This window comes from Methylobacillus methanolivorans (assembly GCF_044751345.1).
GTDB lineage: Bacteria > Pseudomonadota > Gammaproteobacteria > Burkholderiales > Methylophilaceae > Methylobacillus > Methylobacillus methanolivorans.
The window spans coordinates 147,780-162,415 of sequence record NZ_JBIWXY010000001.1 but is presented as its reverse complement, the minus strand read 5'-3'; the positions used below and the strand labels follow the sequence as shown (position 1 = coordinate 162,415).

At 50.4% G+C, this 14,636-nt stretch carries 19 protein-coding genes; 7 read left to right on the top strand and 12 right to left on the bottom strand.

All coding sequences use genetic code 11. The features are described from left to right. Positions 1-177 precede the first annotated feature (177 nt). From ACIKP9_RS00835 to ACIKP9_RS00805, 7 genes are all read left to right on the top strand, one after another. Positions 178-318 carry a DUF3149 domain-containing protein gene (locus ACIKP9_RS00835; protein ID WP_400878033.1) on the top strand — a complete coding sequence of 47 codons (141 nt, stop codon included), beginning with the start codon at positions 178-180 and terminating at the stop codon, positions 316-318. Between the two features lie 142 nt (positions 319-460). After that, on the top strand, positions 461-1,234 hold the full coding sequence (locus ACIKP9_RS00830) for an elongation factor-1 alpha (protein WP_400878030.1): 774 nt from the start codon (positions 461-463) through the stop codon (positions 1,232-1,234). Between the two features lie 109 nt (positions 1,235-1,343). Beyond that, entirely contained in the window at positions 1,344-2,120 is a 777-nt protein-coding gene (locus ACIKP9_RS00825; RefSeq protein ID WP_400878027.1) for a TIGR01458 family HAD-type hydrolase, read from the top strand. Positions 2,121-2,146: 26 nt separating this feature from the next. Continuing rightward, positions 2,147-2,713 (top strand): YqiA/YcfP family alpha/beta fold hydrolase, encoded by a 567-nt coding sequence (locus ACIKP9_RS00820; protein WP_400878025.1) that lies wholly within the window; start codon positions 2,147-2,149, stop codon positions 2,711-2,713. A gap of 147 nt (positions 2,714-2,860) precedes the next feature. Then, positions 2,861-3,733, top strand: a complete 873-nt coding sequence (gene dapA, locus ACIKP9_RS00815; RefSeq protein ID WP_400878022.1) for a 4-hydroxy-tetrahydrodipicolinate synthase — start codon at positions 2,861-2,863, stop codon at positions 3,731-3,733. A gap of 27 nt (positions 3,734-3,760) precedes the next feature. After that, entirely contained in the window at positions 3,761-4,969 is a 1,209-nt protein-coding gene (gene bamC / locus ACIKP9_RS00810; protein WP_400878019.1) for an outer membrane protein assembly factor BamC, read from the top strand. 68 nt (positions 4,970-5,037) lie between these two features. Continuing rightward, positions 5,038-5,811, top strand: coding sequence for an MBL fold metallo-hydrolase (locus ACIKP9_RS00805; RefSeq protein WP_400878016.1), 774 nt, complete (start codon positions 5,038-5,040; stop codon positions 5,809-5,811). 93 nt (positions 5,812-5,904) lie between these two features. Here the strand turns inward: ACIKP9_RS00805 and ACIKP9_RS00800 are convergent, their stop codons facing one another. The 12 genes from ACIKP9_RS00800 to fliJ form a co-directional block, all read right to left on the bottom strand. After that, positions 5,905-6,117 (bottom strand): hypothetical protein, encoded by a 213-nt coding sequence (locus ACIKP9_RS00800; RefSeq protein WP_400878013.1) that lies wholly within the window; start codon positions 6,115-6,117, stop codon positions 5,905-5,907. 186 nt (positions 6,118-6,303) lie between these two features. Further along, positions 6,304-7,041, bottom strand: coding sequence for a secretin N-terminal domain-containing protein (locus ACIKP9_RS00795; RefSeq protein WP_400878010.1), 738 nt, complete (start codon positions 7,039-7,041; stop codon positions 6,304-6,306). A 271-nt stretch (positions 7,042-7,312) separates the two neighbouring features. After that, on the bottom strand, positions 7,313-8,530 hold the full coding sequence (locus ACIKP9_RS00790; protein WP_400878008.1) for an EAL and HDOD domain-containing protein: 1,218 nt from the start codon (positions 8,528-8,530) through the stop codon (positions 7,313-7,315). 27 nt (positions 8,531-8,557) lie between these two features. Then, positions 8,558-9,361 (bottom strand): flagellar biosynthetic protein FliR, encoded by an 804-nt coding sequence (gene fliR / locus ACIKP9_RS00785; protein WP_400878005.1) that lies wholly within the window; start codon positions 9,359-9,361, stop codon positions 8,558-8,560. A gap of 10 nt (positions 9,362-9,371) precedes the next feature. Further along, positions 9,372-9,641 carry a flagellar biosynthesis protein FliQ gene (gene fliQ / locus ACIKP9_RS00780; protein WP_400881814.1) on the bottom strand — a complete coding sequence of 90 codons (270 nt, stop codon included), beginning with the start codon at positions 9,639-9,641 and terminating at the stop codon, positions 9,372-9,374. Positions 9,642-9,656: 15 nt separating this feature from the next. Then, a complete protein-coding gene (gene fliP / locus ACIKP9_RS00775; RefSeq protein WP_400878002.1) occupies positions 9,657-10,409 on the bottom strand; it encodes a flagellar type III secretion system pore protein FliP in 753 nt (250 codons plus the stop codon). A 5-nt stretch (positions 10,410-10,414) separates the two neighbouring features. After that, positions 10,415-10,843 (bottom strand): flagellar biosynthetic protein FliO, encoded by a 429-nt coding sequence (fliO, locus tag ACIKP9_RS00770; protein ID WP_400878000.1) that lies wholly within the window; start codon positions 10,841-10,843, stop codon positions 10,415-10,417. A gap of 15 nt (positions 10,844-10,858) precedes the next feature. Then, positions 10,859-11,287 carry a flagellar motor switch protein FliN gene (gene fliN, locus ACIKP9_RS00765; RefSeq protein WP_400877997.1) on the bottom strand — a complete coding sequence of 143 codons (429 nt, stop codon included), beginning with the start codon at positions 11,285-11,287 and terminating at the stop codon, positions 10,859-10,861. Beyond that, entirely contained in the window at positions 11,277-12,284 is a 1,008-nt protein-coding gene (fliM, locus tag ACIKP9_RS00760) for a flagellar motor switch protein FliM (protein WP_400877994.1), read from the bottom strand. Before fliM ends, fliN begins: the two co-directional genes overlap by 11 nt. A gap of 22 nt (positions 12,285-12,306) precedes the next feature. Beyond that, positions 12,307-12,801: a flagellar basal body-associated protein FliL gene (fliL, locus tag ACIKP9_RS00755; protein ID WP_400877991.1), complete on the bottom strand. Its 495-nt coding sequence runs from the start codon at positions 12,799-12,801 to the stop codon at positions 12,307-12,309. 238 nt (positions 12,802-13,039) lie between these two features. After that, positions 13,040-14,164, bottom strand: a complete 1,125-nt coding sequence (locus tag ACIKP9_RS00750) for a flagellar hook-length control protein FliK (protein WP_400877988.1) — start codon at positions 14,162-14,164, stop codon at positions 13,040-13,042. Between the two features lie 15 nt (positions 14,165-14,179). Next, positions 14,180-14,632 carry a flagellar export protein FliJ gene (fliJ, locus tag ACIKP9_RS00745; RefSeq protein ID WP_400877985.1) on the bottom strand — a complete coding sequence of 151 codons (453 nt, stop codon included), beginning with the start codon at positions 14,630-14,632 and terminating at the stop codon, positions 14,180-14,182. Between the last annotated feature and the right edge of the window lie 4 nt (positions 14,633-14,636).

Below are 14,636 nucleotides of genomic sequence, written 5' to 3'. Positions count from 1 at the left end.
TTTGATTATTGCTGATGTTTCACGCTCAAATCAAGACACCTTCACAATTCAGAGATACTAACTTTTAACCATTTTCAATAAAAGGTCTTTACTCTTCCCAGCAAAAGCGTACCATTAACCATAAATAAAATATGGTTAATGGTAGTTGCAGTCACGTTTATTAAAGAGGAGATCACCATGTTAAAAGTACTATTTGGCTCATGGGTGGGCATTGCCTCCATTGGCACCATCATCCTGACAATCATCGTCATCAGCTACTGGATAGGCTTCTGTATCCTCAACGCACGCAAGGAGCGGGAAAATTCCACACCTAGTTAATAAGCACATTGAGCTTAACCCTTAGGCCTTGCCTCATCAGCAAGGCTTTTTTATTGATAATACCCCTACCAATACTAGGTGAAATCTTGCAAATTGCGGTATGCTTGCGGGGCTTGTATTTTTAACGCTAGACGAGACTGCCATGAAAGAAACCTCCAGCCTGCCTTGGCTCAATCTACCCAACCTACCCACTTCCATCAAAACACTGTTCATTGGCTACCTATTGGTCATCGGTGTTGGCCTATGCATGGCTGGCCTGCAGATCATGCTCACTCACGGCATGGCTGATGGCAAGCTAGGTTTGTCCAAGGATGATATTGTCTATAGCTATTACGGTGATCGTAGTGGTAGCAAGCTGGAAAGCAAGCTCAATGGCTCCATGAAGCCTCATGCACCAGCCGAAGTACGTCTGGATATCATCAAGTGGGTTCGCAGTGGTGCGCCAGAAGATCAGTGGGAAAACCACTTCAAGGCTGTTTTTGCAGAACGCTGCGTGATGTGCCATAGCGTGATTCCAGGCATTCCTGACTACAGAACCTATGAAGGCGTCAAGCAAGTTTCCGCAGTCAATGAAGGTGCGACGATACAAAGCCTGACCCGGGTATCGCACATTCACTTGTTTGGCATCTGCTTTATCTTTTTTATGATGGCGTTCATTTTCAGCTTTGCTGTTAACGTACCTCGCATATTGAAAATTCTCGCCATTGCCTTCCCGTTTGCGTTCCTGATCCTCGACGTATTGTCATGGTGGCTGACTAAGCTCAACCCAGGCTTTGCCTGGCTCACGATTATTGGCGGCATTGGCTACAGCGTTGCCTCTACCTTCATGTGGTTTACCAGCATGTACCAGATGGTGATCCTGTCGCGCAACGGCAAAGTTTATGGCAACGCCTGGGAAGCCGATCTTAAACGCTAGACAGTCCCTTAAATGATTGCACTTGAACGGAGGCTTAGGCCTCCGTTTGTTTTTGTAATACGGCACAAGCCTTGCTTGATATGACCTAACATCCAAGGAGCTTATCAATATGGACACTTCATCCGTCAATGCCGTCCTCTTCGACCTGGATGGCGTACTGCATACCGGTAACAGCCCCATTCCCGGTGCCATAGAAACAGTAGACTTGCTGAGAGTGCGTGGCATCAGCTGTCGCTTTGTCACCAACACCAGCACGCTGTCTCGCTACTCCCTGCACCAGAAGATTCTGAGCATGGGGTTTTACGTAGCGCAAGAGGAAATCATCAGCGCCCCCGAGGCCGCATTGAAATATCTGGAACAACTTGGCCACCCACTGTGCCGCTTCTTGTTAGCGGATGACGTCAAGAAGGATTTCTCGCACTTTCGTCAATCCAATACGCAAGCTGAATACATTGTCGTCGGGGATATTGGCAACGCCTGGACCTACGAGATCATGAACGAAGTATTCAATTGCCTGAAAAATGGGGCAAAGCTGATCGCCATTCACAAAAATCGCTTTTGGCAAACGGAAACCGGCTTGCAAATGGATATAGGTGGATTCATCAATGGCCTGGAATATGCCTCTGGTGTAGAAGCCATGATCATCGGAAAGCCCGCAAGCGCGTTCTTCCAGATCGCCTTGGCAGACCTCAAGCTCCCAGCCTCCGAGGTGCTGGTCATTGGCGACGATATTGACTCCGATATCGGCGGCGCACAAAAAGCGGGCATACGTGGCGTGCTAGTGCGCACAGGCAAATTCCGCGAGGAATACTTTGCCTCCTCATCAGTACAACCGGATATAGTGCTAGACTCTGTCGCCGATCTGCCCAACTTATTGGGATTGTAGCCGTAACCACGATCACCGGAGCGCACTTGAATATTGTCTATATGCCGGGCTTCAACTCCAGCCCGGCAAGTGAGAAATCATCACTTCTGCGAGAGCATTTCCCTCACATCATCATCCCCGAATACAACACCTGGGATCCAGATATCTCCTACGCGCAACTTGAGAAAATTATCCAGCCACTACTAGGCCAAGGCGTTTTGCTCACAGGATCATCCCTCGGTGGCTTCTGGGCTTACCAGCTCGCCCGCCACTATGGGCAACCTTGCCTGCTGATTAATCCATGCATACATCCTGAAACCAGCCTGCAACGCTATATCGGCAAGGTGGAAAACTTTTATACCAAAGCGCAAGGCTGGCTCACTCAGGAGCACCTAGCCAAGTATGCAGCATACCGATTTGCAGGCAAACCCAGCAGGGTGACTGTGCTGCATGAACAGGGTGATGAACTGATTCCCTTCATGGAAAGTGTGACAAACTTCTCGGGTAAAGCCCGGCTCATTTTGCCTGGTGGCGGCCATCACCGTTTTGCTCGAACCGATCTGATTGTCAGCAGCATCATAGATATGCTCTCCCACATAACAAACGACAGCTAAAGAACTCACGACTACATCACAACCCCTTGGGCATGCTACCTCAATCCTCACAATGATTTACAGCCATGAACAGGCATAAAATCATATTATTATCCGCGTAGTTTCAGTTAAAATGAGCAGGTTTAATCATTATCAGGTCGTATAACCATGCTGCAAGGCAGTCTCGTTGCCATCGTCACCCCTATGCATGACGATGGTAGCCTGGATATCCAGGCGCTACGTTCACTTATCGATTTCCACATCGCACAAAAGTCCGATGGCATTGTAGTCGTGGGCACCACTGGCGAATCCCCCACGGTCGACTTCGATGAACACGCCCTGCTGATCAAAACCACCGTAGAGCACAGTGCAGGCCGGATTCCGGTCATCGCTGGCACAGGAGCCAACTCGACCAGCGAAGCGATTGCCCTCACCCGCAAGGCAAAAGAACTTGGCGCAGATGCTTGCCTGCTTGTTGCCCCTTATTACAACAAGCCTACGCAGGAAGGCCTCTTCCAGCATTTTCGTGCCATCGCCGAAGCCGTCGATATCCCACAAATACTGTACAACGTACCAGGCCGTACCAGTTGCGACTTGCAGAACGACACCGTGCTGCGCCTTGCCGCTATCAAGAACATTGTCGGCATCAAAGATGCCACAGGCAATATTGAGCGTGGTACCGACCTGATCCTGCGTACACCTGCTGACTTCGCCATTTACAGCGGCGACGATGCCAGCAGCTTGGCGCTACTGTTACTGGGTGGACACGGTGTAATCTCCGTCACTGCAAATGCAGCCCCCAAGCTGATGCATGACATGTGTGCTGCAGCACAAACAGGCGACATTAAGGCCGCTCGCGAAGCTAATGCCAAGCTGTTTGCCTTGCATCAAAAGCTGTTTGTCGAAGCCAACCCTATCCCTGTTAAGTGGGTATTGCAACAGATGGGCTTGATTCAAAGTGGCATTCGCTTGCCACTCGTGCCACTATCATCCCAATTCCATGACACATTACGCAGCGCCATGAAGCAAGCTGCAATTTGATGCCTCAGTTATCAGTCAAGAGAAACCATGAATCGATTCACAATCAAACCTGTTTTACTGGCTACATTACTCACCATTAGCGGATGCTCCATTCCGTTTATTGATACCAGCTCAGACTACAAGGCGGCAGGCCGCTCGCGCCCGCTGGAAGTCCCTCCTGACCTGACCAACATCTCGGCTAGTGATGCTTATGCCATTCCTGGTGCCGCGACCAACTATTCTGATTACAGCCAGTCGCTGAATAAAAACGGTCAGCTAGAAAACGAGCAGGACAAGGTGCTGCCAAATGCTGATGGCGTACGCATGGAACGAGCTGGCGCACAACGCTGGCTGGTCGTGAATGCCGCACCAGAAAAAGTATGGCCCGTTATTCGCGAGTTCTGGACTGACCTTGGCTTTGCTGTACAAGTGGAAAACGCGCAAACTGGCGTCATAGAAACAGAATGGGTAGATCCTAGTTCGCTGGATATTGGCGATAAATCCTATCTGGAAAAATTCCAGGGCTGGTTAGACAAGCTGAACAGCCTGCAAAATCGCCAGAAGTTCCGCACCCGTATTGACCGTGGCGTTGAACAAGGTACCACCGAAATCTATATGAGCCATCGTGCTGTCAGCAATGTGCCTGATGATGGCAAGGTCAAGGTGCGTACTATTGCAGGTGAAGTCGAGATGGGCTACGCGCCTACCAAGACCAAACGCACGGGTGCTGATGAATCCCGCGCCATGGCAGAAGACATCGATGCCGAATTGTTACGCAGGCTGATGGTACGCCTGGGCGTTGAGGAAAAGAAATCCCGCACCATCATCGCCAATGCATCTCCTGAGCTACGTGCCACCATAAACAAGGAAAGTGATGGCACCCTCAGCCTGAGCACCAACGACGCGTTTGATCGTGCATGGCGCCGTGTAGGGTTGGCGCTGGACCGTGTTGGCTTCGTTGTCGAAGATCGCGACCGCTCCAACGGCGTGTTCTATGTACGCTATACCGACAATGACATTGATGAAGCACCAAAGGAAAAGAAAGGCCTGCTGGAAAGCCTGAAATTCTGGGGTGATGACAAAACCGACAAGGATGGCAACAAGAAGCGTAAATCTGGTGAAAACCAATACCAAGTCAAGGTAGAAAGTTCCAGTAGCAATAACTCGGTCATCACCATCACCGACAAGGATGGCAATCGCGAGCGCACCTCCACAGCAAACCGCATCATCAACCTGCTGTTCGAGCAACTCAAGTAATATGACCTTTATCTGTTGTCGCATTCTCTATCCATGCGACAACAGATATCTAACCTGCTTTCCCTGATATGCGATTCGCCTCACTTGGTAGCGGCAGTGCAGGCAATGGCCTGATCATAGAGCAATCCTCCACCCGCTTGTTGCTGGATTGTGGCTTTGGGCTCAAAGACACCCTATACCGCCTCGCCAGGCTAGGCCTACAAGCCAACGACATAGCTGGCATTCTCGTCACACATGAGCACGATGACCATACCAATGGCGTATTCAAACTCGCGAACAAATATCGCATCCCGGTTTGGCTCACCTATGGGACTTATGTCATGAGCCAGAAGCTCATCCCCAAGGATCAAGGGTTTGAGCTACATATCATCGACAGTCATCAACCATTCAACATTGGCGACCTGCATATCCAGCCGTACCCGGTGCCACACGATGCGCGCGAACCAGTACAGTACGTTTTTAAAAATGGTCGACACAAGCTCGGCGTACTGACTGACGTTGGCACAACCACGCCCCATATTGAAGCGATATTGAACGCTTGTGACTCCTTAGTACTGGAATGCAACCATGATCTCGACATGCTGCGTAATGGACCTTATATACGCTCTTTGAAACAACGGGTAGGCAGTCGTCTAGGACATTTGGATAATGAGAGTGCAGCGAGTCTATTGGGCAAGCTGGACAATCGCAAACTACAGCACATTGTGGCAGCGCACTTGAGCGAGAAAAACAATCAGCCAGCACTGGTCAATGCCGCATTAAGCCGCACACTCAACTGTGAAGAACACTGGATTGGTATTGCCAGCCAAGCAGAAGGGTTCGACTGGCGGGAAATCAAATAGATTTTAAAAAATGGGCAATACAAAAACAAAAAGCCAGCAATGCTGGCTTTTTGATCTAGATAATTGAAGCTGGCATAGAAGCCAGCCTATCAATTACTTAGCTTCTTCTGCAGGAGCAGCTGGTGCTTCTTCTGCTGGAGCTTCAGCAGGAGCAGCTTCTTCAGCTGCAGGAGCTTCAGCTGGTGCTTCTTCAACAGCAGGAGCAGCTTCTTCAACAGCAGGAGCTTCAGCAGGAGCCTCTTCCTTTTGACCGCAAGCAGTCAAAGCAAGTGCGAGCAGAGCGGCAAGCAGAGCGGAACGTGTCATTTTTTATCCCTTAAGATGTAGTGTAGACAATAAATTTTTTAAAACCAGTACGGTAAGCCTTTAAACCAACCGAGTGCCAAAAATTCTACCATTTTCGATAAAAAATACCACTGTTTTTTGGCTACCAGCCTTATTTAGCACAAACTTTCGCTATTTTTTGAACAAAAAAACAAGCAGTAAATCTTTTTAATCCACCTTGATTTGCAAACGACTGTTCTTTCCTTCGCCATATTGGTTTTGCGAGAGGATTGCACGACTCACTTCATCGCGCGCCTGCATGACACCACCAATATCAAGCCATTGCCCACGTGGCGTACGCACAGTAGTCGATAACTGTTCAAAATCAATCACCCCGGAGGTGTTGAGCCTTGCGATACGGGGGGTAATTTCCACCTCCACGTCATTCCCAATGTATCTCGGCCTAACGGCAAACCCCGTGGTAACTTCATAAAACTCTGTTGTCTGTTGCACATTGGCATATTGTGCCGTCAAGAATATCCATTGCTGAGTAAAAGGCACGACCTGCCCCACTTGGATGAAAGCCCGCTCACCATCCAGCACAGTGAGGAATTGCTCTCCACGGCGCTGACTCAGCGCCAAATTATCGTCCACATCGAAGCGCAAACCCTCGCGTGAACCATGAGCATCATTCACACCAAATTCAGCATTCCCATGACGCACACTACCATCCACACCTATTGAGCGTTCACGCTGCGCCACAGATTCATCATGGCGAACAGTGATCCGCACATTACGCTGGACAGTATCCAACCGCTCCACCAAAGCCTCAACCATCTCCATTTTTTCGCTGCTGGCTCGGACAACCAAGTGATGGTCTATCGCCGTCACTGAACCTTCAGATCCTATGAGTTGTTGCACTGCAGGCAGAATGTCCTGCGGAAAGCGATGCTGCAAGGTAATCATCTTGAAATCCAAGCCCGCGGCCCAAATTGGCTGGCAATACAAGCATATGACAATCAACCAGAATCGCATTCTTTACTTCCTCTCCAATGAGTCTACTCCAGGCTAATCGGAGTTTGGGTACGATGCCCAGGTCCGTCTGGATACAACACTTTCAAGTGTGCTAAATATTGCCCGTCAAATGCACCTAGGGCAAATCAAAAATCATCATCACTATCATGCATCAACTAAAAAGCCGGCATGTGCCGGCTTTTTAGTTGATGCATGTAAAAGACTAGACCCCGAGCGCTTCCACCCACGCCAAGGCAGCAATGTGGGCATCATTGACCTTGTTCGGGTCAAGTTGCAGGCTTTCTGCCAATGCAATAATGCGATTGTTATCCTGGTTTTCACAGGCCTCTGCCAGCTGCAGGAATGGCCCATAAATCCCCTCTCGATGCAACAACGCATCTTGAGTCGCATCTGGCAGATCAATTTTCTCCAGCACACGGTCCATGGGCATTTCCAGCATCAAGTCCAGCATGGAAAATACACCAGTGACGAACAGATTGTCGCGCCCGGTCTTGTCGAAGTAGCCCTCGCCCAGCAACTCTGTCAGACGACCGCGCGTGATAGAGGTTTTCATAAGTGCCGGTGCTGCGGAATTTTCCCCCGCAGTGATCATCAACAAGGTTAACCAGCGATACAGCTGCTTGGTGCCGATAATTGTCAGGGCATGACGAAGGGATTGGATTTCGCAGGACAAGCCAAAACCCACCGAATTGATGTAACGCAATAGCTTGAAAGAAAGTGCTGCATCTCGCTTGAACCCATGTTCCACTTCACGCATATCTGCATCGCGGCTGATCATGTTGAGGAGGTCCAACACAGCTGAAAATGCTGGATTAATGACCTTGGCCGTAAAGGTTTCTGTATGGGCGAAGTAGAAGCCTTGAATCAAGGGAAAGCCAATATTGTGACATGCATCGTATTGATGATGATGCTCAACCCTTTCTGCCACTACAGTAACACCAAGTATCTGGTACTCGAGGAACCTCCTTGCCACTTCATCCATGGTGTAGGCCAGGATATCGATCTTCACGTAATCAGCATAATCAATCAGTGCAGACCCAACTAGGGACTCGCCCTTGTCCTTGAGGGCAATCCGGTAACCACGCTTGCGCAGGAACTCGCAGCGCTCAAGCACTGCTGCGTTTGGCGCAACGAACGCCTCTAACTCAAGTACGGTCTTGGTGGGAGGAAGCAATTCCAGTAGCTCACTATGCAGCATTTCCTCACTAATATTGAGAAAAGCCAGCTTGTCGCCCAGCAGCCACAATGTGCCCATATCGCTGATCGTGTTCACCAACACCCGGTTACAGGCCTGCAAGCTGTTTTCATAGACCGCCGTCGTTGCCTCGGCACTATGGCGGAAGAACAACTCGTAGGCCACGATCTCTTGCTTGGCGTTCATAATGGGCTGGCGGCCGATATATGCCTGGTCTTGTGTCATACCATTCCACTTTCAGATTGCATTTTTCTATTGTGTCTGAGGCCCTGCTGTCATCACAGGATTAGCTATTTCCTGCATGAAGCTCATGCTCTCATGCATCAGTCTCTGTATGGGCTGCATCATGTAAGGCAATGCCAGCATCATCAGCAAGAAACCCAACGCGATGGTGATCGGGAAACCTATCCCGAACAGGTTGAGCTGTGGCGCAGTTCGCGTCAATATCCCAAGCGCCAAGTTGGCCAATAGCAATGCCGTGATGATAGGTAATGAAATCAATAACCCGGCACTGAATATCTTGCCTCCCCATAAAGCGATTTTATAGGGATTCAGCCCAAAATTGGGCTCTGCCGTGATAGGGAAGGTGGAAAAGCTTTCCAACAAAGTGGAAATCACGACTAGATGGCCGTTGATGCTCAAGAAAATCAACATCGACAATACCACCAGGAACTGACCAATGGCAGTGCTCTGCCCTTGTGTCTGCGGATCATAAAACATGGCAAAGCCTAGCCCCATCGTCATCCCGGCAGCATGTCCAGCAAGCTCCACGGCGGAGAAAATGATGCGCAGGCTAAACCCCATCGCCATCCCGATGAGGATCTGTTGCATGAGGATCAGCAAGCCGCTCATGGAAAATACCGAGACAGGCGGAATATCAGGAATGGCAGGGATCACCGCAACGGTCAACACTAGGCCAAAGCCGAGCTTGATATTATTTGGCAGTGCCCGATGATTGAATATGGGAGCGATAGCGATAAAGGCGAGAATGCGCGTCAGCGGCCACATCAGCGTAGCCACCCATACCTGCAGGAATTCGCTTGTGACTGTTACCATGAAGGTTCAATTATCCAGCCAAGGTCGGAATACTGGTGAACACAGCCCTGAGATAATCAGTGAATACCGACAGCATCCATGGCCCGGCGATCAGCAATGTAGCAAATACACCCAATAACTTAGGGATGAAGGTCAACGTGGTTTCATTGATCTGCGTCGCAGCCTGAAAAATGCTCACGAGCAAGCCTATTGCCAACACCACCAGCAATATAGGTCCCGCCATCATCAACAACACCTCTGCTGCCTGGCGACCTATGGTCATCACCTGCTCTGGACTCATGCTCATCTTGTACCCCTAATAAAAGCTTTGGGCCAGCGACCCCAGTAGTAATTGCCAACCATCAACCAGCACAAATAGCATCAGCTTGAACGGCAAAGCCACGATAGCGGGTGATACCATCATCATCCCCATCGACATCAAAATACTGGCAACCACCATATCGATAATCAGGAAGGGAATAAAAATCGCAAAGCCGATCTGGAATGCTGTTTTCAACTCGCTAGTGACGAATGCCGGCACTAGGACACGCAAGGGAACCTCTTCAGGTGTAGCAACCGCATCAGTACGCGACATCTTGAAAAATAAGGCCAAGTCGGACTCGCGTGTTTGCTTGAGCATGAATTCCTTAAGCGGAATAGAGCCACGCACCATGGCTTCCTGCATGGTGATACGTTCTTCGTCAAATGGCTGATAAGCCTCGGTATAAATGCGCTCGAATACCGGCCCCATCACGAAAAAGGTCAGGAATAGCGCCAACCCCACCAGCACTTGGTTAGGTGGCGAGGATTGTGTACCCAATGCTTGGCGTAGCAATGACAGGACAATAATGATCCGGGTAAACCCTGTCATCATGAGCAAGGCCGCTGGCAGGAAAGACAGCGAAGTCAGCAGGATCAGGGTCTGGATGCTGAGGGAATAATTCTGGCCACCACCAGCAGCGGGCTGGCTATTGATCAGGCTTAAGCCGCCAGGCTCTGCCGCGTGACCAAGTAATGGCAGGCCCAAAATCACCGCGCACAGAAGAATCGTGAGATAACGTGCATGCATGGCAATCAAGGCTTTCTGTTCAGGGACTTATTCAGCCAAGCTGAAAACGGCACGCTCGCTTGGTGAGCGACAGGCGCGATGATTGGAATTTCTTCTCCAGGTTCAAGATCAGCCAGGCTAGTGACCTGACCTGGTGCTACACCGAGTACCAGCCAACGCCCGGCGACTTCAACAACAACGACTCGCTCACGGCTGCCCACACTCACGCCACCGACAATGCGCACCACAGACTGCTGCTTAAGCCCAGGCGTCATGCGCTTCATCAACCAGGCAACGGCCACCATAACGCCCAGCACCAATGCTAGGCCCAACACCATGCGCAGCAGGCTGCCGGTCGTGGATACTTCTTCTGCCGCTGCAAAAGCCAGCGCAGGACTCAGCGATATGCTAGACAAGGCAATCCTAGAGGCCATGGTGCTTTTTATCTTATTCATCAAAACCCAGCTCGATTACTTGTTGATTTTACGGATACGTTCCGCGGGCGTGATGATATCCGTCAAGCGGATGCCAAATTTGTCATTCACAACCACCACCTCGCCCTGGGCAATCAGGCAACCGTTCACCAATACATCCATGGGCTCCCCAGCCAAGCCATCCAGCTCAACCACCGAGCCTTGAGCAAGCTGCAACAGGTTCTTAATTGCAATCTTGGTACGACCAAGCTCAACAGTAAGCTGCACAGGGATGTCCAGGATGAAGTCGATATCATTCTGGGTTTCATGCAGCTTGCTCTTGGCAGAAAACTCGGTAAATACAGGCGCCTGTTCGGTCTTTCCACCCAATAATGCCGAGACATCGCTTTCTTCTGCCTGGCTTTGCTCTGCCATGGCAGCACCCCAGTCATCCATCAACTGTTCTTCATTGGGATCAATCGCCATCGGATACCTCTCCTTTTACATATTCGCTGGAATTTGATCGCAGCAATTTCTCTACTCGCAATGCATACTGACCGTTGAACACGCCATATTTACACTGCATTACCGGCACATTATCCACTTTGGCCTCGACCTCCTCGGAAATCGATAGCGGAATGACATCGCCTATCTTCATATTGAGGATATCGCCCAATGTCATGCTCGCCTTCGCCAAATCGGCAATCAACATCACCTCGGCACTTTGTATCTGCTGCGTCATGAGCCGCACCCAACGTTTATCAACCCCCAGCGATTCGCCCTGTAGTGGTGAAGTCAGCACATCGCGGATCGGCTCTATCATCGAGTAAGGGAAACAGAAATGGATTTCTCCATTGGAGGCACCCAACTCGATATTGAAAGTAGTCGATACCACGACTTCATTCGGTGTGGCGATATTGGCAAACTGGGTGTTCATCTCAGAGCGGATATACTCGAAATCCAGCTTGTAGACTGGTTCCCAGGATTTAGCATATGTCTCGAAAACAATCGCCAATACCTTCTGGATGATACGTTGCTCGGTCTGGGTGAAATCACGTCCCTCAACGCGGGTATGAAAACGTCCATCGCCACCAAACAGGTTATCCACGATCAGGAACACCAGCGTAGGATCAAACACCATCAGCGCTGTGCCACGCAATGGCTTCATCTGCACCAGATTAAGATTGGTCGGCACAACCAGGTTACGGATGAATTCGCTATATTTGGATATCTTGACTGGGCCTACCGAGACCTCAGTGGTACGACGAAGGAAATTGAACAGGCCTATACGCAACAGGCGCGCAAACCGCTCATTGATAATTTCCAATGTCGGCATGCGCCCACGGACAATACGCTCCTGGGTAGCCAGGTTGTAGTTACGTACGCCAGCAGGGTCAACGGCAGGCGTGTCATCTTCCTGCTCATTACTTACGCCCCTGAGCAGTGCATCGACTTCTTCCTGAGAGAGAAAATTATCCGCCATGATTGCCTGTACTCATGGATAGTTACTGAATCACAAACGAAGTGAAAAACACATCATTGATCACCAAAGGCTTAGCGCCTTTGGTGAATGGCTGAGAAAGCTGATTGATGATTTCCTTGGTCAGTGCCTGCTTTCCTTCACTGGTCAGCAACTCAGACGGTTTCTTGCCACTCAGCAACATGAGGAGACGGTTACGCACACTGGGCATATGCTTAGTGATACTGTCCGCCTGCGCTTGGTCTTCCACCTGCACGGTTAAATCGACTTGCAGATATTGTGCATCGGGGTCTGGCTGAAGATTGACAGTAAAAGTCTCCAATTTGACGAATACAGGGTCTTTGACCTCAACCTTTTCTTCTTTAGGCTTGGCTTCATGCTCGCCATGGGATTTCTGGCTGAAATACCAATAGGCAGCACCGCCACCCAACGCCAATACCAAGACAGCCCCTACCGCTATGAGGATCAGGCCTTTTTTTGATTTTTGCGGCTGAACTTCTTTTGTGACTTCTTGTGCCATCTGCAATCCTTATCGCCGTTCTACTACTGGTTATGAAATATTATGAAAGATTTGCCAGAATAGCATGCAGGAAATAGAAGGAGGAAATTACGCCAAATCCATGGATAGCCGCGGATAAAGAGGAGCGAGATGGGAAAAACGACCACTGCCAGGATAATGTGCTCCCGGCAACTCACGGCACCAGTCAGATCATGACAAGGCCATGGGCAATACCGCTATCGCAGAAAATGAATGCCTATTAGGCGAAGGTATCTACCAAGCCCATCACCTTGGCAGCCTTGGCTAGCACCGTCTCAGCTTCATTCCCCTGGGCACCTGCATTCGCACGATTCATGCCGGTAGCTTGTTGCTGCGCCTCTTGCTGTCCTGAACGCACATTGGCTTGCCCTAATTGCAGGCCTGATTCGCTCATCATCTGGCGTAAGTTATCCATGCCATCTTCCAGCGCACGACGTACATCAGCCTGGTCAGAAAGGAAAGTGGTATCTGCCTGATTGTTATGCACATGAATCACCACCTGCAAGGGACCGAGATCAGGTGGGTTCAATGTCAGTGAAGCGGTCTGCTCGCCACCAGCGGCCATCCAGACCACCTTCTGGCCAATTGCCTGATTCCACCCTGGCTGCCCAAAAGGTGTAGGCACTAGATTACCGCGCACATCCATAGCAGCTGCAGCCTGCTGGGCTTGCTGCGGCTGTTGCAAAGGAGCTGCCACGGTAACTTGTGCCTGTTGTTGCATTTGCTCCAAGGCATCAGCAAACAGCGTGGATTGTTCATCGTTGGCAGGCGTCTTTGCAATAGAGGCGGCTGTGGACATCGCAGTTTTATCAACGTCCAGCTCAACATCAGCAGCAGGCTTATCCTTGCCCTGCCACTCTAGGGGTGCACGCTGCGCACCCAACTGCTCAAGCTCCTCAGCTACTTCCACGGCGGGCCTGCGCTGCACATCAGGTGTCACCGCTGCGGCTATCGGTTGCGGATCCGTCGCTACGGGCGCTGGCTCCTGCGTAATCAACGCAGCATCCTGCGCTGGGAGAAGCTCTTTATCGGTATCGGCTACAGATAGCACCTCTTCCTGTACCAGCTTTGGATCCACTATCAGCTCAGCCGGTAGCAATTCAGGATCAACCTCTGGCTGCGACTCAGCCCCCAACTTTAGTTGCAATAGCATGCGCTGCTTCTGCATTGCATGCTCGGTGTTGCCTACCTGTTTCACCTCGGCCTGCACCTGCTTCGCAAGCACATCCTTGAAAGCCGGGCCTTCATTGGCAGTGCTGCTAGACTTTGCTGCCTTAGCAGCAGTAGCACTGGCTGCCGTATTATTGAGAATCGCCGCCTGGCTGGGTACTGGAATATTCTGCATGCTGGAAGCTCCTACTTATTGTCTACTCTGGTTACGGCTCACACGCATGGCATGCTCATCCATCATCTTTTGATCGCGCTTGAGTTCAATCGCATTTTCACGCTTATCGGCACGATCAATCAGCACGTCATAAGACATCTTCTTCTTCTGGCATTCTTGCCATTCTTGTTTACGCAGATGGTGTACTTGGCGCAAACGCTCCACATTCTCGGTCTGGCTCACGATCGCTTGTGACAGCTTGCCGAGAAAACTTTGATAGTTCTGGTAAATCTCTGCTGTCATGCCATTGGTCATGGCCTGGTCACGCTGGCTGACATAATCAGCCCGGTATTGCATCAACAGACTCAAGCTTTTTTCTGACTCAGCCAATTGCCGGTTGGCTTCCCCCAGACGATCAGCAGCCACATCAACGTCTTTTTCGGCCAATCCCTGCAAGGTAGTCAACACCACCCGTTTTTGCTTAGACATGCCA

Coding starts and splice junctions, on each gene's coding strand:
- ACIKP9_RS00835 (WP_400878033.1), top strand. CDS start 178: ATGTTAAAAGTACTATTTGGCTCATGGGTGGGCATTGCCTCCATTGGC.
- ACIKP9_RS00830 (WP_400878030.1), top strand. CDS start 461: ATGAAAGAAACCTCCAGCCTGCCTTGGCTCAATCTACCCAACCTACCC.
- ACIKP9_RS00825 (WP_400878027.1), top strand. CDS start 1,344: ATGGACACTTCATCCGTCAATGCCGTCCTCTTCGACCTGGATGGCGTA.
- dapA (WP_400878022.1), top strand. CDS start 2,861: ATGCTGCAAGGCAGTCTCGTTGCCATCGTCACCCCTATGCATGACGAT.
- bamC (WP_400878019.1), top strand. CDS start 3,761: ATGAATCGATTCACAATCAAACCTGTTTTACTGGCTACATTACTCACC.
- ACIKP9_RS00805 (WP_400878016.1), top strand. CDS start 5,038: ATGCGATTCGCCTCACTTGGTAGCGGCAGTGCAGGCAATGGCCTGATC.
- ACIKP9_RS00800 (WP_400878013.1), bottom strand. CDS start 6,117: ATGACACGTTCCGCTCTGCTTGCCGCTCTGCTCGCACTTGCTTTGACT.
- ACIKP9_RS00795 (WP_400878010.1), bottom strand. CDS start 7,041: ATGATTACCTTGCAGCATCGCTTTCCGCAGGACATTCTGCCTGCAGTG.
- ACIKP9_RS00790 (WP_400878008.1), bottom strand. CDS start 8,530: ATGACACAAGACCAGGCATATATCGGCCGCCAGCCCATTATGAACGCC.
- fliR (WP_400878005.1), bottom strand. CDS start 9,361: ATGGTAACAGTCACAAGCGAATTCCTGCAGGTATGGGTGGCTACGCTG.
- fliQ (WP_400881814.1), bottom strand. CDS start 9,641: ATGAGTCCAGAGCAGGTGATGACCATAGGTCGCCAGGCAGCAGAGGTG.
- fliP (WP_400878002.1), bottom strand. CDS start 10,409: ATGCATGCACGTTATCTCACGATTCTTCTGTGCGCGGTGATTTTGGGC.
- fliO (WP_400878000.1), bottom strand. CDS start 10,843: ATGAATAAGATAAAAAGCACCATGGCCTCTAGGATTGCCTTGTCTAGC.
- fliN (WP_400877997.1), bottom strand. CDS start 11,287: ATGGCGATTGATCCCAATGAAGAACAGTTGATGGATGACTGGGGTGCT.
- fliM (WP_400877994.1), bottom strand. CDS start 12,284: ATGGCGGATAATTTTCTCTCTCAGGAAGAAGTCGATGCACTGCTCAGG.
- fliL (WP_400877991.1), bottom strand. CDS start 12,801: ATGGCACAAGAAGTCACAAAAGAAGTTCAGCCGCAAAAATCAAAAAAA.
- ACIKP9_RS00750 (WP_400877988.1), bottom strand. CDS start 14,164: ATGCAGAATATTCCAGTACCCAGCCAGGCGGCGATTCTCAATAATACG.
- fliJ (WP_400877985.1), bottom strand. CDS start 14,632: ATGTCTAAGCAAAAACGGGTGGTGTTGACTACCTTGCAGGGATTGGCC.